An 18,204-nucleotide genomic window follows, 5' to 3' on the forward strand; every position below is an offset into this window, starting at 1 on the left:
CGTTCCAACCACCACCAACCCGGACGCACACGTTCCAACCACCACCAACCCGGACACACACGTTCCAACCACCACCAACCCGGACGCACACGTTCCAACCACCACCAACCCGGACACACACGTTCCAACCACCACAGACCCGGACACACACTTTTCGACCACCACAGACCCGGACGTCTTTTTCCTGTCCGGGTTGCCCGGTGTGCGGGTCAATGGTTATCCGGTGGTCATACCGTCAAGGGGCAATGATCGGTTCATCGATGATGTGTTCGCGGGGCGCGGGCCCGTGGATGTCGTGCACGGGCATACCACCTATGGCGTCGGAATATCGGGGGTGCGGGCGGCGCGGCGGCACGGGGTGCCGCTGGTGCAGTCGGTGCACAGCCGCGACGATGCCTTCATCGAGCACACCTCGCCCGTGCCGTATCTCACCGCGCTGGCCCTGCGTGGGCTGCACGGCCTGTACCTGCGCGGCTCCGCCCGGACACCGCGACCGGCCGAATCCCGTGCCGCACACCACGCCTGGCGCACTGTGGTCGGCCATGCCGGGGCCGCGGACGTGGTCGTCGTCCCGTCCCATCATTTCGCCCGCCGCCTGCGCGCCCACGGCCTCGACCGCCCGATCCACGTGGTATCCAACGGAATCGACGACGAACTCCTGGCGAACCTCGGCCCGTCGGGTCCCGGCCCACCGCGCGAGGACAACCCCACGCACGACCCCCGATCCGCCGAACCCCCTCGGCGGCACTACCTTTCGAATCAGCGAGACCCGGCCGAGGCGCCGGAGGCGGAGATAACAGTGGACAAGCCCCGAACCGGCGACACCGCACCCGAGCCGCTGCGCGCACTGTGGTGCGGGCGGCTGTCGGCCGAGAAACGCCCCCTCGCGGCCGTGGAGGCGGTGGTCCTGGCCGACCGCTGCGAACTCGACATCTACGGCGGCGGAACGGAATTCGACAAGGTCAAGGAGATCGCCGCGGGCGCAGGCGGACGCATCCGGCTGCACGGCGAGGTGAGCCAGGCGCAATGCCTCGCGGCCATGCGCGAACACGATGTCCTGCTGTTCCCCTCCAGCGGTTTCGACACCCAGGGCATGGCGCTGCTGGAGGCGGTCGTGGTCGGCCTGCCGGTGGTGTATTGCGATCGCGATCTGGCCGAATCGATTCCCGACGGCGGCGGCGTGCGCACACACGGCCCCTCGCCCGCCGCGATCGCCGAGACCTTGCAGGAGCTGGCCACCGACCGGACCCGCTTGGCCGAGATGCGCGAAAAGCTGGCCGCACAAGCCGATTCCGCCCGCCAGTCGGCGCAGACCGAACAGCTCCTCGAGGTCTACGACGAGGCGATCGCCGGAACGACACCCTCCGAACCCGCCCGTCCGGAATCCGAAATCCCCACCGCCCCGGGCACACTCCCCCTCCTCGGTCACAGCCTGCACGTGCTGCGCGACGCCCTCGGCTTCGTCACCTCGCTCAGCCCGCTGGGCCCGGTGGTGCGGGTGCAGCTGGGCGCCCGCCCGGCCTATGTGCTCACCACCCCGGAACTCATCCGGCAGGTCGCCTTCGGCGAGGCCGGTGAGTTCCACCGCGAGGAGCTGCGGGACGCGATGCACGACGTCATCCACGAGGCATCCAACGTGCTCAGCGGCGCGCCGCACGAACTGCGCCGCCGCCTCGTCGCCCCGGCCCTGCGCCAGCGCCGCCTACTCGAATACGCCGAGGCCGCGGCCGATATCGCCGATCGCTGGTCGGACGGGCTGCGGGCGGGCCGGGCGAATCTGATGGACGAGGCCCATCGCGTCGTCCTCGACACCCTCTCGGCGACGCTGTTCACGGCCGATTTCAGCGCCGACGCGAAAGACGAGATCCAGCGCCACGTTCCGTGGCTGCTGGGCCAGATCGTCCAGCGCGCCGCACTGCCCGAATCCGTGCGCCGACTGCGACCGCTCGCCAACCGGAGCTTCCGTTCCCGCGCGGACCGGCTGCGCACGGAGATCGGCGCGGTCGTCACCGAATACCGCCGCCGCGACAGCGATTTCCCCGATGTGCTGTCCGCGCTCATCGCCCACGTCGACCCGGAGACCGGGACCCGGCTGTCGGACGAGCAGATCGTCGACGAGTTGCTGCTCATGCTCGCCGCCGGGATCGGGTCGACCGCCTCGACGCTCGGCTGGCTGTGGTGCGAGCTGATGCGCAATCCGGAGGTGATGGCGCGGGTGCGCGCCGAACTGGACGAGGTGGTCGGCGCCGACCCGGTCCGCCCGGAACACGCCGGGGCCCTGCCCCACCTGCGCCGGGCGCTGCAGGAGACGCTGCGCATGTGGGCACCGTGGGTCAGCACGCAGACCGCGGCAGGCGAGGTCCGCGTCGGTGCGTTCGCGCTGCCGCCCGGCGCGATGGTGGTGTTCAGCCCGTACATGATTCATCACGACGCACGCTGGTTCCCGGATCCGGAGACCTTCGATCCCGAGCGCTGGTCGCCCGGCCGCGCCGAGACCATCGACCGCGCGGCCGTGCTGCCGTTCTCGGTCGGCACCCGGCACTGCCCGGGCAGCAATTTCGCGATGATGACGATCCTCCTCCAGACCGCCGCGCTGTTCTCGCGCTGGGAGCCGGTGCCCCAGCCCGGTTATCGGGTGCGCCCGTCCAGCCGGGATTTCGTCGCCGCCCCGGCGCGGCTGCCGGTGGCGTTGCTCCAGCGCGGGACTCCCGGGACGTAGGCTCGACACCGACCGCGAACCCGACCGAGGAGTCGTGATGGCGTTCGGCCTCCCCTTCGCACCGCCGATTCCGGTGGTCCGGGCCGTGGAACGGCTGCGCAACGCCCTCGGCCGGGTGTATCGCGGCCTCGCGCCGGGCCCGGTCACCCTGATGGAACTGCTCGCCGCGGGCTGGCTCACCCAGGCCGTCCACGCCGCGGCGGCGCTCGGTGTCGCCGATGCGCTCGCCGCGGGCCCGCGCACCCGCGGCGAGCTGGCCCGCGCGGTCGGCGCCGACGAGGATGCGCTGGGCCGGCTGCTGCGGCTGCTCGCCTCCTACGGGATCTTCGCCCGACGCCGCGACGGCCGGTACGCGCTCACCCCGGCCGCGCGGGCGCTGTGCCGCGACGCACCGGTCTCGCTGCGCGACGCCGCGCTGTTCTTCGGTTCCGCGACCCACCGTGCGCACTGGTCCCGGCTCGCCGACGCGGTGCGCACGGGCACACCGGCGACCGGCGCCGCGTCGTTCTTCGAATTCGCCCGCACCGACCCGGAATTCGGCGCCCTGTTCGATCGGGCGATGACGAGCATCGGGTCGCTGACGGCCGAACCCGTCGCCGCCACATACGATTTCGCCCAATTCGGCAACCTCGTCGATATCGGCGGCGGGCAGGGCGCGATGCTGGCGGAGATCCTCGCCCGCGCACCGCGGTCGCGCGGCATTCTGTTCGATCTGCCGGAGGTGGTGGCCGGTGCGGCGGCGAGCCTGGCCGAAACCGCTGTGGCGGACCGGATTTCGGTGCGTTCCGGATCCTTCTTCGATGCGGTGCCGTCCGGCGGGGACGCGTATCTGCTCCGGCACGTCCTGCACGACTGGCCCGATGAGCGGGCCGCGCAGATCCTGCGCACCGTGCGCGCCGCGATGACCGGCGACTCCCGCCTGCTGATCGTGGAACTGCTGCTGCCCCGCGACGGCGGACCGCATCCGGGGAAGTTCATCGACCTGGAGATGCTGGTCCACAGCGGCGGCCGCGAACGCACCGAGGCCGAATACCGGAAGCTGCTGGCGGCCACCGGATTCGCCGTCGACCGCGTCGTGCCCACGATCTGCCCGGAATCGGTGATCGAGGCTCGCCCGGCCGGACCGTCACAGTAGCGGTTCGTCCGGGTCGACGAATTCGACGCCGGTGATGATGTCGGGTTCGATCCGCACGATATGGTCGCGCGGGCCCGGCAGCCACGGCCGCAACAGCCCGCGATACCGCTCGAGCTCGTCCGGATCGGTGACCACCTCGGCGGTTCCGGTGACGATGACACACCAGCCCCGATGGGTGCGCTCATCGATGGTATCGGCCTCGTAGGCCACCACCTGCCGGTCCGGGCTCACCGCGGCACCGCGGTTGGCGTGGATGACGATCGCGTCGTCGTCGACGATGTGGTTGACCGGGCGGATGGTCGGTAGCGCGTAACGGGCGAACACGATCCGCCCGAACCGCACGCGGGACAGCAACCGCAGCGACTCGGCATTGGTCAAGTCGCGCGGAACCTGCTGCGCGGGAGCGCCCATATCCTCGATTATCCGTTCGCGCTCGCCGTCGTGCAGGTGTGCGGTGGAAAGATTCGACGGCCGCTGCTGCCGTGGGTGATCCTCGGCTCGGCTGCTCATTGCGCTGTGTGCCCCGCTCGTCGTGTGCCCGTATGCATGAGGGTCCTAACGACGTTCCCGTATTCACCCCGGCCCAAACGGGAATATGGCGAAATGCGGGCATTCGGCGAGGTGCCGCCCTCACCCCGCCCGCGCACCGGTCGTCTGCTGTACCAGGTCGGTCCAGCGGTCCGCCAGCGAGGCCAGCAGGAACCAGGCGGCGTGCACCCGCTCGTCGCTCACGTCGTCGACGCTGCGCAGCAGGTGGGCGGCGCGCACCTGGGCGGCGGCCATGGCGTCGACGGCGGCGCCGAGCGATTGCGCGCGCGGGCGGGCGACCGTGTGCGCGGCCACCCAGTCGTCGATGTATGCGACGAGTTCGCCACGGCGGCCGTCGATTTCGGATGCGCGCAGCGGATCGGCGCGGCGGCCCAGGTGGAGTTCGGCCAGAGCACGCGCGCTGCGGGTGACCGGATGGTCGCCGGGCGCGTCGCCGATGTGACCCAGGAATGCGGACAGCAGCTCGTGCCAGTCGGGCAGGACGGGGGCGGGGCCGTCGGATCGCCCTCGCGCCGCACCGCGATGCCGGGCGGCGGCCCGCTCGACGGCGCGCGCGACCACGGGACCGGCGGACGGCCGATCCATGCCGTCCGGTTGCGGTACGTACATCTGTACCTCCAAGCGGCGAGCGGAGCGCACCCGGCGCCGCACGCGGACGCCGGACCGCGAGCCCGGCGCGGCAAGGGCGGACCGCACCGGATCCGGCGCGCCGCTCTCTGCGAAGGGGACATCTCCATGCGGCGCCGGGTGCACTGTCCAGCATGCGTGATTCGCCCGGCCCTGCCACTGCCCTTTCGGTGGCCCTGCGGTGACCATCGGCCGAGATCACGGCAGTAGTAGCGCCTGGGCGACGAGTGTGGCGTACAGCGTAAGGACGAAGATCACCGCGGGGGCTGATGGATACCGTTCCCGAGGCGGCGTGGCGCCGCGGCGCGAGGACTGCGCCACGTCGAGTCGATCCGTCGCATCGGCCGGCCCGCCGATGTCGGGCGGACGGGATGTCGGGCGTTGCGAAAGACCGTTCCACACGAATCCGGCGGCCGCCGCCAGTGGAAATATCAGCAGCGCCAACGGGATCCACGCCAGGAAGGCACGCGGCATCGGATAATCCCACGGCCGCACCAGCAGCAGCTCACCCCCGACAGCCACCACGGCCCACAGCACCGCCGACACCGCACTCCCGGTGGCGCCCAGTACATTCGAATAGAACATCTCCCCCGGGCGTGGCTCGCGCACCGTCTTGCGGGCGAATTCGAACTGGAGAAAGGCCCCGGCGAAGACCACCGCGACCGCCGCTGCCGCCCAGCCGGATTCGACCTGACCGGTGTCGATCGCCGAGACCACGAGGTAGCCCATGATGATCAGTTGCACCGGATAGGTGACCGCCAGATTGACCAGGATCGCCTCGCGCACCGTCGCCGACAGCCGCTCCACTCCCCACAGCGCCAGGCCGTAACCCAGTGCGGCGGCGATCATTACGGCTGATCGCACCGACAGCGCCAGCGATCCGGCGATGGCCGCGACCGCGATCAGTCCCATACCGGCCCGCAACTCCCCCGCGCTCACCGCGCCGGTCACCAGCGGCCGGTCCGGGTGATGCTCGCGGTCGTAGTCGAGATCCTTCTGCTCGTCCACCATCCGCAGGTACAGCAGCACGATCGCCACCACCGCGCCGCGCACCACGGTCGCGCCGCCCGGCCGCCACGGCGCCGCCGGATCCGACACCAGCGCGGCCGTGCCCTCCACGGCCAGAGTGAACAACACAGCGTACAGCAGGTAGTGCGGCTCGTATCGGGCCCGGGTGAACCGCGCCAGACGGCCTATCGTCGCCACGGCGCCCCGGCCGAGGCCCGTGTCCTCACTCATATACCGCCGCGTCCGGCCGGTCCCGCGCACGAGTCCTCCTCCCGGCCCGCGAACTCGAGGTCGATGCTCGCGGCGACGGCGCCGCTCTGCCGGATGACGCAGCGGATGGTCGGCGGCGCCGATGCCACGATCTCCGCGATACATTCGGCCGCCCGGTCCAGCTCCACGAACCGGTCGAAAGTGCTCGCGACGCGGCGCAATCGGGGTGGACGCGGCATCAGCACGGCCGAGGCCGTCTGCCGGGCGGCCTCGATGAGCAGACTCCCGGGCACGTGGTCGAGCGGATGATCGAACAGGAACGGGTGCGCCGTGTCCGCGACCAGGGCCGCGGCGGCGGCCGCACCCCGGCGCCGGACCGGCCCGATCACGACGTTGCGCCGATTCTCCCGCGCCACCGCCGCCGGTGCCGCGCGCTCGGTGTGCACGGGTGCGCCGTGAAAAGGCCCCAGGCCCAGGCTTTTCCGTGACTCGGCGCGCAGCCGATCCCATCCGCGCGGGGGAACCCAGGTGAAGGAGCCGTCGACGGTCATCATCGGCACGCCGCCGCGGTCGATCTCGAGCACCATGTCCAGTCCGCACACCGCACCCGCGCGCCTGTGCCGCCGCGTGATGTAGACGGTCATGATCAGATCGGTCGGGGCCCGCCCGATCGACCAGGCGGCGCTGTCGTCGGCGGCGCCGTTGAAGGTGCGCACGATGAACGCCATATCCGATGGCACGCCGAAGTATTCGTGCGTGAGCGCGATCGCGGCCTGCCGTGCCGCCTCCATCACCAGCAGCGGGTCATGGTGGGAGGCAAGAGGTTCGGCGTGATCGCCATAGTAGGCGTGCATGCGCGGCAGCTGGGCACCGGCCACGTATTCGTCCGGCGACACGGCGTGCAGCGAGGTGACGAAGACCTCCGACACCGCGCAGCGGTGCGCCAGCAGCCGGGAGATGGTGCGGTCGTGGCTCACGGCCCGCGCCGTCGCGGTATCCGTCGTCATGATCGATCCTCCAACCAATCGTGCGCGCCGACCGGCGGCAGCGTCTGCGGTCCGGTGCCGGTGCGCATGGGCAGCACCTGGGAGCCGAGTACGATCACCGACCACGCGTCCATGGCCCGATCCGCCGCCCAGGCCCGGCGCAGCAGCCGCGCGCAGTCCTCGTCGGACGACGGGTCGAATCCGGCGGGCGCGCCACCGAGGTCGACCAGGATGCGGTCGAGTGCGCCGCCGCGGTCGAAATCGCGGGCGGGCGTGTGGAAGTAGAGGTCGTCGGCCAGGGTCGCGGCCTGTTCCGAGCGGTCGATGCCGGTACACACCTGGGCCAGCACCCGTGAGCGGGTGCGCTCATCGAAATAGATCGCGAACTCGCGCAGGACATCCGCCGGGTCGTCGGGCGAATGCACGAGATTCAGCAGGTAGCTGTCGTGGCCGAGCAGGTGGCGCAGCTCGCCGGGGCGGCGCTTGCGCGGGTCGGTGGCGCCCTTCGCCGCGGTCAGCCGCACCGGGGTCGGCAGCTCGCGCACGGGGCCGGAGACCACGAGCACCAGCGCATCGGAGATCCCCGCCAGCAGATCGGCGAGGCGGCGGCGTTCCGGTGAGGCGATATTCCACGCGAAGTACCACAGCGCGCGCACCAAATGCCGGTCCGCGGTGAGCGTTCGGGCGCTGACCACTCGAAAGTCGTTGTCTCGCAGCCAGTTCAAGGTCGGCCGCACGGCCCGTGCCACGATCGCGTCGGGCTTCACCAGCACCATCGAGTGCTCGCACGCGAATTTCGCGGCATCCATCCCGATCTCGTCCAGCTGGGCCGCACATTCCTGCACATATGTATCGGCGGCGTAGGCATCCGCCTTCGCCGCCACCGGCGTCAACGGCGCCAGCAATTCCCGCAACCCGGCAGTCACAGCCACCCCTCCCGACGAGATGACTGTCCGGCCGTCGCTTCGTTGTCGGTTTGCGACGCGAGTACCTCCTCGATGGAGGGCAGTGGGGTGCCCAGGTAGCCGGACTCGAGGCAGAAGTCCAGCAGTGTGCGCAGGTAGTCCTTGCCGGTGGTGGGGGACGGGCGGCCCAGCAGCGCATCGGTATTCGTCGTATCGAAGCGCAGGCGGCGGGTGAAATAGCTGGTGTAGAGCGATCCGATGCGCAGGTAGTACTCGCGTTCGATCGGATCCAGGTCGTCCACCGCGAACGAGGCCGCGGGGACGAACGTCGCCACGTGGAACGACGGGTATTCGGCGAGAACGTCGGAAACCTCACGCAGCGACAGGGTGTCGCGGCCGACGGCGTGAAAGGTGCGCCCGTGGGCCGAGTCGATATCGCCGACCACGGCCGCGATGACATCGGCGACATGATCGACCGGCGCAGGCGACAGCGTGGCGTCGTACCGGCCCGGCAGCGATCGCAGCTTGCCCTCCACGATCAGCTTCACGACCGTGTACAGATTCTTGTAGTCGCGGATGGCGCCGGTACCGGTGGCACCGGTGACGATGCCGGGGCGGACGATCGCCCACCGCAGGCCCGGCGTGCCCCGCACCAGCCGTTCGGCGCGAAACTTGCTGTCCTCGTACCCATTTCCGAATTCCTGCCCGGCGTCCAGCTCGGATTCGGTCACCGTCCCGCCGCGCATGCCGCAGACGTAGGCGGTGCTCACGTGCACCAGCGGCACGTCCCAGCGCAGGGCCAGGTCGATGGCGTGCGCGGTACCGCGCACATTGAGTTCCTCGTACTCCTCGGCGGTGGCGTCGAATGCGGTGGTGGCCGCCGCGTGCACGACCACCCCCACCCGCCCCGCCAGCTCGGATTCGGCCCGCGCGGGCAGCCCGAAGCGCGGGCGGCGGACGTTGCCGGTCACCGATACGGCGGTGTCGACGACACCGCCGCAGTTCCGCAGGATCCGCGAATTGCGGTGCAGCACAGTGGTCACCGGCGTTCCGGCGGCGACCAGCCGGGCGGCCACCTCGGCCCCGACCAGCCCGCTGGCGCCGCTGACGAGCACCTCGCACCGCCCGGTCACGACAGCGTCTCCTCGATCAGGGCCACGACGTCGCCGACCCGCCGGACGCCGGTGAGTTGTTCGGGCCGGTAGCGCGGCAGCGCGAAGGCGCGCTCCAGCACCACGGTCAGTTCCATCAGGCGCAGCGAGTCGAATCCGAGGTGCTCGACGAGGCGGCGATCGTCCGCGCCCGCACGGGGTTCGGGAGCCATCGCCTCGATCAACAGCCGAACACGGTGCGCCACACCGTCGTTCACGGTGGTCATCACGGACCTCCTTTCCGCAGATGCGGTTGCCTGCCGCCGGAGGTCAGCAGGTCGCGGGCCTCGTCCAGCGGCAGATCGGTATCCAGGTAGCCGGCGACGCGCAGCCAGTCGTAGCTGATGTCCAGGGTGCGCCGCCACTGCTCCCGCGAGTCGAAGGAGGCCGGGAAGTCGTCGCCGCCGACGTGGGCGCGCACCCTGGTCACGAGATCGTCGAGCCGAGCCAGCTCGGCCAGGGGGTCGTCACCGGCCGCGAGCGTCTGCGAAAAGTCTACGCGCCCCGCCGCTGCCACCGATTCCGCCCGCTCGACGGTCGGCTCCGGCAGCAGCCGGGCCAGCGTGCGAACCGGGGCGACATCGGCCGGGAGTGGATGAATACCGTACGCCGACAACAGCATTCGCACGCACATGGCCACCAGTCGATGGGCCGCGATATCGGCGACCGCGCCCTGGCCGCTCCTCACGGCCCCGACCAGGTCCTCCCGCGCGTTCTCCAGCACCACATTCGACCACACCAGATCGAGCGCGCAGCCGATGAACCGCGAGGCGGGCAGCGGGGACAGCGTCGCGACGGGCTCGGCGCCGTCCGGGCCGGACGCCCGTGCCGCCCCCGACAGCCCGAGCGCGGGTGCTGCCCGTCCCGGCACAGGGGTGTAGGGCCGCAGCGGTTTGCACATCGCCAGCGCCGGGGCGATCTCCCCGCCACCGCGCCACCGCAGCCCCACGAGTCCGAGCCGCACGAATTCGGCCAGCTCGCCCCCGATATCGTTGTGCCCCAGCAATTCCGCCACCGACCGCCGCAGCACCACCGACCGCCAGGCACGCCCACCACGCTCCGACAGCACGAACACGTCGCTGTCGCCCCGAATCACATGCACGCGTCCCCCGATGCCCCACGTGGTCACACCCGGCATCCGGGTGACCACCACCCGATCGGGATCGTCGGACACCTCCGTAACACCGAATTCCGCTGCCAGCGCGAGTATCTCGGGACAACCCGCCGACCGACCCAACGCTCGATACCGCCCGATCAACCCCCGCCCGGACCCGCCCGCATCAGCCACGCTCCGCCCCACCCTCGACACCGCCGCACGCGAGCTGTCACCCGGCCCCTCCGCCCTCCCGGCAGCTCCTGCCCCATACACCTGCCCGCGCTCGGCTACCCGGTCGTACGCCGCAGCGGATCCGGTTGCCACGCCCCGGGAGCTGGGCGCACCTGCGACCACGCCGTCCGCTCGGGTCGCATCCGCCGGTTCTCGGCCGTCCGCGGTACCGGACAGCGCATCCACGCCGGACTGCTCTCCCCCAGCCGCCGTCGCTGCGGGCGGGGCCGCTGGCGGCGCCGGGCGTGCGCGAGAGTTGCTCTCCCCCGGCGGGACGCTCCCGGCCGCAGCGCCCGCGTCGATCCGGTCCAATTGCTCCGGTAGCCACTTGGTTTCGAGGTAGGTCTCGCCGCGGCGGGCCGCCCATGCCTTCACCGCTTGCAGCAGGCCGTCACGGGACCATGCGGTGGCCTCCTCCCGCTCGCCCATGGCGTGCAGCGCCACCGCGTAGCGCAGGGCCTGCCGGGCGCGCTCGGACCACCATTCGTCGACTATCCGCGCGAATTCGGAATACGAGAGCAGCGAGCGCAATTCGGTGAGGTCGGGGCCGGGGCGCAGTACGGTGGCCCACAGGAAGCGCTGGCAACGGTTGAGGACGTCCTCGTCCAGCGCCGCGGGGCGCTCGGCCCGCGCCACCCGCTCGAGCTGGCCGCGCAGCTGCCCCACCGATCGGGTCCGCACCTCCACCCGACGCCCGTCGAGGAACAGCACGGTGGGCAGCGTCGGCAGGTCCGCGGCGCCGGGGGCGACGGCCAGGAAGTCGACGTCCGAGGCCGCGTTGCCGAATCCCTCCGCGAGCGAGCCCTCGAGCAGCATCGCCGAATTCTCCGCCACCGCAACCTGGTTCAGTGCCCGGTCGAGCAGCTGTTGTGCGGCTTCCACAGGCAGCACCGGCGCCGGTTGGGCGCGGTCACCCATCGGGCCGGGGGACGGCGGGTCCGCCCCGGCGTCGTCATGGACCTCGGCACCGCGCAGTGCCCCGTCGCGGAACAGCTGCCACATATGCCTGCGGCGGGGTTTGCCGCTCGAGGTGCGTCGGATGAATCCCCGCGGACCGGTGACGATCGTAGCGGTCTGCGCCGGTCCCAGCGCACCGCGAACGATGCTGCGGGCCTGTGCGATCCACGGACCGGGCGCCGTCTCGGCGAACAGCGCGACGCCCTGCGACCCGCCGTCGGTGAGTGCGACGGCAGCCAGCTTGCCCTTGGTGATGCCGGTTTCGCGGGCCACCCGCGACTCGATGTCCTCCATGAACACCGACCGGCCCCGCACCTTCAGGCTCGAGCCCATCCGGCCGAGCACGAAAACCTCTCCGCGATAGCGGAATCCGGCGTCACCGGTGCGCAGCAGGCCGTCCTCGATCCGGGTGCCGCCGTCCGCCGTGCGGGTGTAGCCCAGGGCCACCGAGTCGCCGGTCACCACCATCTCGCCGAGGGTCCCGTCCGGCAGCTCCCGGCCGTCCTCGTCGACGACCCGGACCATGGATTCCGTGGTCGAATACCCCAGCCCGGTGATCCAGCCCGGCCCCGTCACCCATCGTCCGTCGTCCAGGGCGGCCTCTGCCACCACCCGGATCGGCTGCCCGAAGCGCAGACTCGCGCCGTCCAGCCGCAGCGCGGTGAGCGGACGGTTACGGGCGGAGGAGGTCACCATCAGCGTCGCCTCCGCCAGGCCGTAGGCGAGGGTGAACGCCCGCGCCGAAAAGCCCTGGGGTCCCGCCAGTTCCGCGAAGGACGACAGATCCGCGACCTCGACCGGCTCGGAGCCCACCGCCAGCGTCCGCCACCCGGACAGGTCCAGCTCGGCGATCTGCTCGGGCGAAACCCGGTGCGCCACATAGCCGAGCGCGAACGACGGCGACGGCGAATGCTGGGCGTGGGTCATCGCCCGCAGCCACCGCACCGGATCGCGAACGAACTGGTCGGGGCGCATCAGATACAGATCCCCCTGGTTGGTGACGGTGGTGAACAACGCCCCCACCAGCCCCATGTCGTGATACAGCGGCAGCCACGACGCCATCGCCTCCCCGGCCCGCCAGTCGACCAGCCGGGTGATCATCGCGATGTTGTCGGCGAGGTTGCGCCACGACACCCGCACACCGCGCGGCGTACCGGTGGACCCGGAGGTGAACTGCACCAGCGCGCAGTCGGCCGGGGCACCGAACCGCCGCTCCGCCACCGGTTCCGGCTCCCCGATCAGCAGCGGTTCGTCGGCGTGCCCGGCATCCGACATCGCCTGCCGCACCAGCGCTTCCAGCTCGGCGGAGGTCACCACCACGCGCGGCTCCGCCTGCCGCAGGATCTCCGCGACGTGCGAGATGTACTGCGCCGGATCGCCGAACGTCGGCGGCGCGACCGGCGTGAACACCCCGCCACAGGCCCACACGGCGTAAAACGCCGCCACACAGGGGAATCCGGTCGGCATGATCACGCAGGCACCGGCGCCGCCGACCAGGCCCGCACCGCGCAGCCGCGCCGCGACCGCCCAGGCCAGCTCCGCCACTTCCCGGTAGGACCGGAATTCCCACCCGTCGTCCTCATCGGCCAGATGGATGCCGGTGTCCTCGGCGGGATCGGCCAGCCAGCCCCGCACCCGCGCGATATCGTCGTCAGCCCGCATGGGAACCGTCTCCTTCGCTCAGCACGGTGAGGGTTCCACCGGTGCCGTCGACTCGAACCCGCATCCCGGTGCGAATTCTGGTGGTGGCGTCGGGCACCTGCACGACCGTCGGCACGCCGAGTTCGCGCGCGACGATCGCGACGTGGGTCAGCGGGCTGCCGCGCTCGATCACCAGCGCCGCGGCCGACGGCAGCGCGGCCACCCAGCCCGGATCGGTGCGATAGGTGACCAGCACCCCGCCCGCGACGTCGCGCGGCTGGTCGACCACGACGGCCCGGCCGGTGGCGACCCCGGGCCCCGACGGCGTGCCGGTCAGCACCGCTCCGGCCGTCGCGGCGGGCAGGTCGGTGCTCGGCACCCAGCCCTGTGCGGCCAGTTCGGCGCGCCCGAACCCCGGACCGCGGGTGACGAAGCGCGCGGGCGCGACCAGCCGGGAATCACCGGCCCGCTGCTGCTTTCGGGCCGCGACCGCCCGGCGCAGCGGCGTGGTGTCCGCGCCCTCGTAGCACCCGCGCAACTCCCGCACGGTCAGGTGGAAGACGTCGGCGAATTCGTCGATGATCCCGCGCTCGGCCAGATCCCGGCCCATCACCCGGATCATCCGCTTCACCATGCCGAATGCGCGGGTGCGGCAGAATCGCAGCCGCTCCCGGTGCGCGGCGCAGCGGCCGACCTTGCGGCGCAGCCGCTCGTACAGTGCGCGGCGCATCCCGTGCAGGTGCTCGGCCAGGTAGGCGTCCGCCTCGTCGCCGCGACGCGACCGCTCCCGGGGCAGCGCGCCGCGCAGCAGCACGAACAGGCTCGCCGGATCCTCGCGCAGATCCGGCGTCTCCAGCTTCAGCTCGTCGATGCTGCGGTAGCCGTACCGGTCCACGTAATCGTCTACGCGCGTGAGGAATTCGGTGTGACCGGCGGCCCGCAGCTCGGCACGGATGCGCTCGGGTGGCACCTTCTCCACGATCGCGCGCAGCCGCGGATCCGCCCGCACCACCTCGGCCATGGCCGCCATCGCCCGCGCCGGTTCGGCCGATTCCACCTCGTCCCCGGGGCTCGCGGCGGCATAGAGGAACCATTCGGGCGCGTTGGGTAGCAGCAGCCTGGTCAGCATGTACAGCGCACCGGTGAGCGTCAGCAGGATGGCGTCGAGCACCATCAGCGGACCCCAGCGCTCGACCAGCTCCCGGTCCAGTTCGCGGTAGCGGGCGTAGGCCTGCGCACCGGTCAGCCGGGCGTCGTCGACGGCGTCGAATCCGTCGTAGACGCGGTAGAACTCGGCCAGGAACCGCTCCATCATGGCGTCGATACCCGCTATGCGCCGCAGATAGGTCACCGTGGTCACGGTGCGCGACCACAGGCGCGCCGCCGGATTGGCAAAGGTGAAGGGCCGCAGCGTTTTCGCGATCTCGCCGGGCAGCGGCTCGGCGACCCCGAGTGCCGCCTCCAGCACCCGGCGGTTGAGCGGATAGCCGGGCGCGATCCCCACCATCCGGTACCAGTGCAGCAGGTTGTAGTACACCCGGCCGTGAAAGCTGCCCAGCAGCACGCCCGTCCAGGCATCGGTCTGGCGCAACTGCCGCGGCGGCACTCGCAGCGACTGCGCGTAACCGCGGTAGACCCGGCCGTAGATATCGGCGGCGGTGGTGAAGGTCAGGGGCGAGGTGAGTCCGTTGAAGCTCTCGATGATGTTGGAGTTGTCCCAGATTCGCAGCTCACCGGGGTCGAGACGCTCACCGGCGCCGCGCAGGCGCGCGCCCACCGCGGTGGTGATCGGCCGCGCCTGCAGCACCCACAGGCCCTGCTCGTCGATCGCCCACTCGATGTCCTGCGGTGCGCCGAATACGGTTTCGACCCGGCGGCCCAGCTCGACCAGCTCCGCCACCTCGGCCTCCGACAGCACCGCCCGCGCGCCCTGTTCGGCGGCCACCGGCACCGCCACGCAGCCGTTGTCGCCGTCGGGCCGGTACGCCACCGCCTTCTCGCCGCGCACGGACTCCAGCACGGTTCCCGAAACCTTGTCCACCACAAGCGAATCCGCATCCACCGCGCCGGACACCAGGCCCTCGCCCAGGCCGTAGACGGCGCCGATCGCGAGTTCGTCCGGGGCGCCGGTCATCGGATCGGCCGTGAACAGCACGCCCGCGGCCCGCGCCGCGACCAGCCGCTGCACCACCACCGCGGGCACGGCGGGCAGGGGCAGGCCGTGCGCGAAGGCGTAGCGGATCACCCGCTCCGAACATGCCGACGCCCAGCACCGCAGAACCGCGGCACCGACCGCCTCGGCACCCCTGCGGTTCAGCAGCGAATCGAACTGGCCCGCAAACGAATACGCCGCGCCGTCCTCCACCGCGGCCGAGGAGCGGACCGCCACCGCCACATCGCCGAGCCGTGCACAGGCGTCGCGGACGCGGTCGGCGACCTCCGGCGGCAGCGGTGTCGCGACGAGCCGCGCGCGCAGCGCGGCACCGCGCGCCAGGGCCTGCTCCAGGTCGGCCGAGGCGGTGAATTCCGCTGCGGCAGAGACGACTTCGGGGTCCAGCCGGTCGAACAGCGCCGATTCCAGCGTGACCCACTCCGGCACCCGCAGGCCCGCGCGCCGCAGCCGCCACAGTCCGCGCGCCTTACCGCCGGAGGCGTCGGCATCCTCGGTATCCGGATCCAGTACGCGCACCGCACCCTCCCGTCGCTGGCACGGATGCCGCCTGCGCGGCGGTTGCGCCGCGGGGTCTGCCACGGTGTATCTGAAACGTTCAACTTTCGGACGTCCCTCGGCGGGGCAGCCCGGAATGCTCCTGGTGCGCAGGCGGTCACCACGGTGTTGTTCGGATATATCGAGTGTCATCCAGAGGCGTTAACGTGCGCACCTCCCGGATCGAGGATTTCGGATCGTCTGGCCGCTCGCCCGGCGCCCCGCTACGCTACGGGGGGCCTGACGATCGGTGAAGGGTGTTAGTCGGCGTGAGTTGGTCTTTCACACCGGACGAGTTCGCACACATCTGGCGGGAGACCGACCTGGATCGCCACCCGTTCCCGCTCCGCATTCTCGAGACTCCCCGCACCGAGGACGAGGCCACCGCCCTGCGACGCACCCTGGAGGCGCGCCTGCCCCTGCGCTCGGATCCCGATCTGTCCGCCTGCCTGCGAATTCTGGCCGAGCCGCACACCCGGGTCGTCGCGATCGGCGGTCGGCACACCCCCGGCAGCGAGATCCGCGCGCTGGGCGCCGCCGTCTTCGACCATGCCGTGCTCGCCGTCCAGGATCCGGGTGGCTGCCCGGGATTCGGCGGTCGCGTGCACATCTCGATCGGCCACAGCGCCAAGCTCGGGGCGCGGATCGCGGCGCTGCTGCCCGAGGCGCCGCCCGGCCGCGAACCCGCCCGCACCGCCGCGACCGCCGCCGTGCGCGACGAGGAAACCGTGGTCACCACCCAGCCACCGGTCCCGCGCATCCGCCGCCTGCTGCTCAAACCGCACACCGCCGAGGGGCATATCCGCATCGAATCGCGCCTGGACCGCGACGATCCGCCGACCCCGGTCTACTACACCTGGATCGATGTCGCCGACGACGGCCGCTACCTGATCCGCGCGGGTGAGGAGGTGCATGTGGTCCCCGCATCCGCCCAGCAGATCGCCCTGCACCTACAGAAGCGCATACCCCGGTGAGGGCCCGCTCGTGCTGACCTGAAACCGGCCAACCGATTAGGCTGAGTCACGACCGACCGATCCATAGGGGGTGCGCATGACGATCGAGGCGAGTCAGGCCGACATCGCCAGATTTCTGCAGGCGGCGCAGAGCGGCACCGTCCGATTCGATCCGGACGCGGCGCGGCGCTGCGCCGAGCTCTACGACCAGCAGATCGAGCGACTGCGCCACCTGCAGCAACGTCTGGAATCGGCCTCCGAGCTGCACGGCTTCGGCGGGTTCTTCTCCGCGCAGCAACTGCAGGCCGGATTCGCCCGCAAGGCCCGCGATACCGTCACGCTGCTCGACCAGCACATCGCCGCCTCCTACCGGATGAAGGAGGGCTTCCTGACCAGCGCCGGATTACACGACGAGGCCGAGGCCGCCCACTCCGCCGCGCTGCGCGCGCTCTCGTCGAGGACGCCGCGATGACGGCGGAGTTCCGGTACGGCCCGCGGTCGCGCGACACCGACCCGGAATACATCAGCGCGATGGAACATTTCGAGTCGATGCCACACGAGCAGATCCACGCCGGTACCCAGCAGATCGATGCCGGGGAGATCCTGCAGGCGTCGCTGGCGTGGCTGGAGGCCGCGGGCACCCTCACCACCTCCATGCCGCTCACCCGCGGCAACGTGGACCGGGCGATCGACGCCGCCGACTGGGAGGGCGCCGCCGCCGAGGCCGCCGCCGCGAGCAGCCGCGCCCTGGCCGAATCGGTCGAGGAGCTCGCCGCGGTCATGGGCGAGGTGGGGGCGCGGCTGGGTGCGCTGGCGGCGGCGGCCGAGGCGGTCAAGCTGGCCGTCGTGGCACCCGGCGACTCCGGCCCGATCGGCGCGATCGCCCGCGTGCTGGAGTCCGCCCGCGTCATCGACGCGCAGGTGGCTCAGGAGGCGCTGCGCCAGGAGGCCCTGCTGGCGATGAACATGATCTACAAGCCCGCCTACTCGGTCGCAGGCACCGGCGTCCCCGCCCTGCCCGCGCCCCCACCGCTACCCGGCACCCCCGGATCGCCGTATCCCGCTCCCCCGCAATCGGTTCCGCCGCCCGGCAACAGTCCGGACCGGCCACAAGACTCCACTCCGGACCAGCCGCCCACGCCCCCGGCTCCCGGGCAGCCCACACCCCCGGACCAGCCACCCGCAACCCCGTCCCCCGGACGACCCACACCTCCAGATCAGCCACCCGCAACCCCGGCTCCCGGGCAGCCCCCCCCCCCGGCCCCGCCGCCGACAACACCAGGGCCACCCCCCACGCCATCTGCCCCCCCGCCACCCCACACACCGCCA

Annotated in this window: 13 protein-coding genes and 1 pseudogene; 5 read left to right on the top strand and 9 right to left on the bottom strand. The window is 71.5% G+C overall.

What is annotated here, in order from left to right; genetic code table 11:
• The first annotated feature begins 223 nt into the window (after window positions 1–223).
• Both QH290_RS11430 and QH290_RS11435 read left to right on the top strand, forming a co-directional pair.
• Window positions 224–2,719: a cytochrome P450 gene (locus QH290_RS11430; protein ID WP_280382818.1), complete on the top strand. Its 2,496-nt coding sequence runs from the start codon at window positions 224–226 to the stop codon at window positions 2,717–2,719.
• A gap of 37 nt (window positions 2,720–2,756) precedes the next feature.
• On the top strand, window positions 2,757–3,854 hold the full coding sequence (locus QH290_RS11435; RefSeq protein WP_280382819.1) for a methyltransferase: 1,098 nt from the start codon (window positions 2,757–2,759) through the stop codon (window positions 3,852–3,854).
• Here the strand turns inward: QH290_RS11435 and QH290_RS11440 are convergent.
• The 9 genes from QH290_RS11440 to QH290_RS11480 all read right to left on the bottom strand — a co-directional run bounded on the left by QH290_RS11440 (window position 3,846) and on the right by QH290_RS11480 (window position 15,904).
• On the bottom strand, window positions 3,846–4,364 hold the full coding sequence (locus tag QH290_RS11440) for a pyridoxamine 5'-phosphate oxidase family protein (RefSeq protein ID WP_280261536.1): 519 nt from the start codon (window positions 4,362–4,364) through the stop codon (window positions 3,846–3,848). The two genes, QH290_RS11435 and QH290_RS11440, sit on opposite strands and share 9 nt — an antisense overlap.
• 120 nt (window positions 4,365–4,484) lie before the next feature.
• Window positions 4,485–5,012 carry a DUF4254 domain-containing protein gene (locus QH290_RS11445; RefSeq protein ID WP_280382820.1) on the bottom strand — a complete coding sequence of 176 codons (528 nt, stop codon included), beginning with the start codon at window positions 5,010–5,012 and terminating at the stop codon, window positions 4,485–4,487.
• Between the two features lie 216 nt (window positions 5,013–5,228).
• Window positions 5,229–6,269, bottom strand: a complete 1,041-nt coding sequence (locus tag QH290_RS11450; protein WP_280382821.1) for a hypothetical protein — start codon at window positions 6,267–6,269, stop codon at window positions 5,229–5,231.
• Window positions 6,266–7,255 (bottom strand): ScbA/BarX family gamma-butyrolactone biosynthesis protein, encoded by a 990-nt coding sequence (locus tag QH290_RS11455; RefSeq protein ID WP_280382822.1) that lies wholly within the window; start codon window positions 7,253–7,255, stop codon window positions 6,266–6,268. Before QH290_RS11455 ends, QH290_RS11450 begins: the two co-directional genes overlap by 4 nt.
• Entirely contained in the window at window positions 7,252–8,160 is a 909-nt protein-coding gene (locus QH290_RS11460) for a nucleoside-diphosphate kinase (protein WP_280382823.1), read from the bottom strand. Before QH290_RS11460 ends, QH290_RS11455 begins: the two co-directional genes overlap by 4 nt.
• Complete coding sequence (locus tag QH290_RS11465) at window positions 8,157–9,272, bottom strand: SDR family oxidoreductase (RefSeq protein WP_280382824.1); 1,116 nt, start codon at window positions 9,270–9,272, stop codon at window positions 8,157–8,159. The genes QH290_RS11460 and QH290_RS11465 overlap by 4 nt, the downstream gene beginning before the upstream one ends.
• Window positions 9,269–9,517, bottom strand: coding sequence for an acyl carrier protein (locus tag QH290_RS11470; protein WP_280382825.1), 249 nt, complete (start codon window positions 9,515–9,517; stop codon window positions 9,269–9,271). Before QH290_RS11470 ends, QH290_RS11465 begins: the two co-directional genes overlap by 4 nt.
• Complete coding sequence (locus QH290_RS11475) at window positions 9,517–13,236, bottom strand: AMP-binding protein (RefSeq protein WP_280382826.1); 3,720 nt, start codon at window positions 13,234–13,236, stop codon at window positions 9,517–9,519. Before QH290_RS11475 ends, QH290_RS11470 begins: the two co-directional genes overlap by 1 nt.
• Window positions 13,226–15,904, bottom strand: a complete 2,679-nt coding sequence (locus tag QH290_RS11480; protein WP_280382827.1) for a phosphoenolpyruvate synthase — start codon at window positions 15,902–15,904, stop codon at window positions 13,226–13,228. Before QH290_RS11480 ends, QH290_RS11475 begins: the two co-directional genes overlap by 11 nt.
• Window positions 15,905–16,191: 287 nt before the next feature.
• Here QH290_RS11480 and QH290_RS11485 point away from each other — a divergent pair, with 287 nt between their 5' ends.
• The 3 genes and pseudogenes from QH290_RS11485 to QH290_RS11495 form a co-directional block, all read left to right on the top strand.
• The gene (locus tag QH290_RS11485; protein ID WP_280261552.1) at window positions 16,192–16,896 is read left to right on the top strand and encodes an ESX secretion-associated protein EspG; all 705 of its coding nucleotides are present in this window, start codon (window positions 16,192–16,194) and stop codon (window positions 16,894–16,896) included.
• 76 nt (window positions 16,897–16,972) lie between these two features.
• Window positions 16,973–17,347, top strand: coding sequence for a hypothetical protein (locus QH290_RS11490; RefSeq protein ID WP_280261554.1), 375 nt, complete (start codon window positions 16,973–16,975; stop codon window positions 17,345–17,347).
• Window positions 17,344–18,204: pseudogene (locus QH290_RS11495) on the top strand (hypothetical protein); the annotation flags it as partial. The gene QH290_RS11490 and the pseudogene QH290_RS11495, both read left to right, overlap by 4 nt.

Origin of the sequence: Nocardia wallacei (assembly GCF_029869545.1) — a bacterium.
Classification (GTDB): Bacteria; Actinomycetota; Actinomycetes; order Mycobacteriales; family Mycobacteriaceae; genus Nocardia; species Nocardia wallacei_A.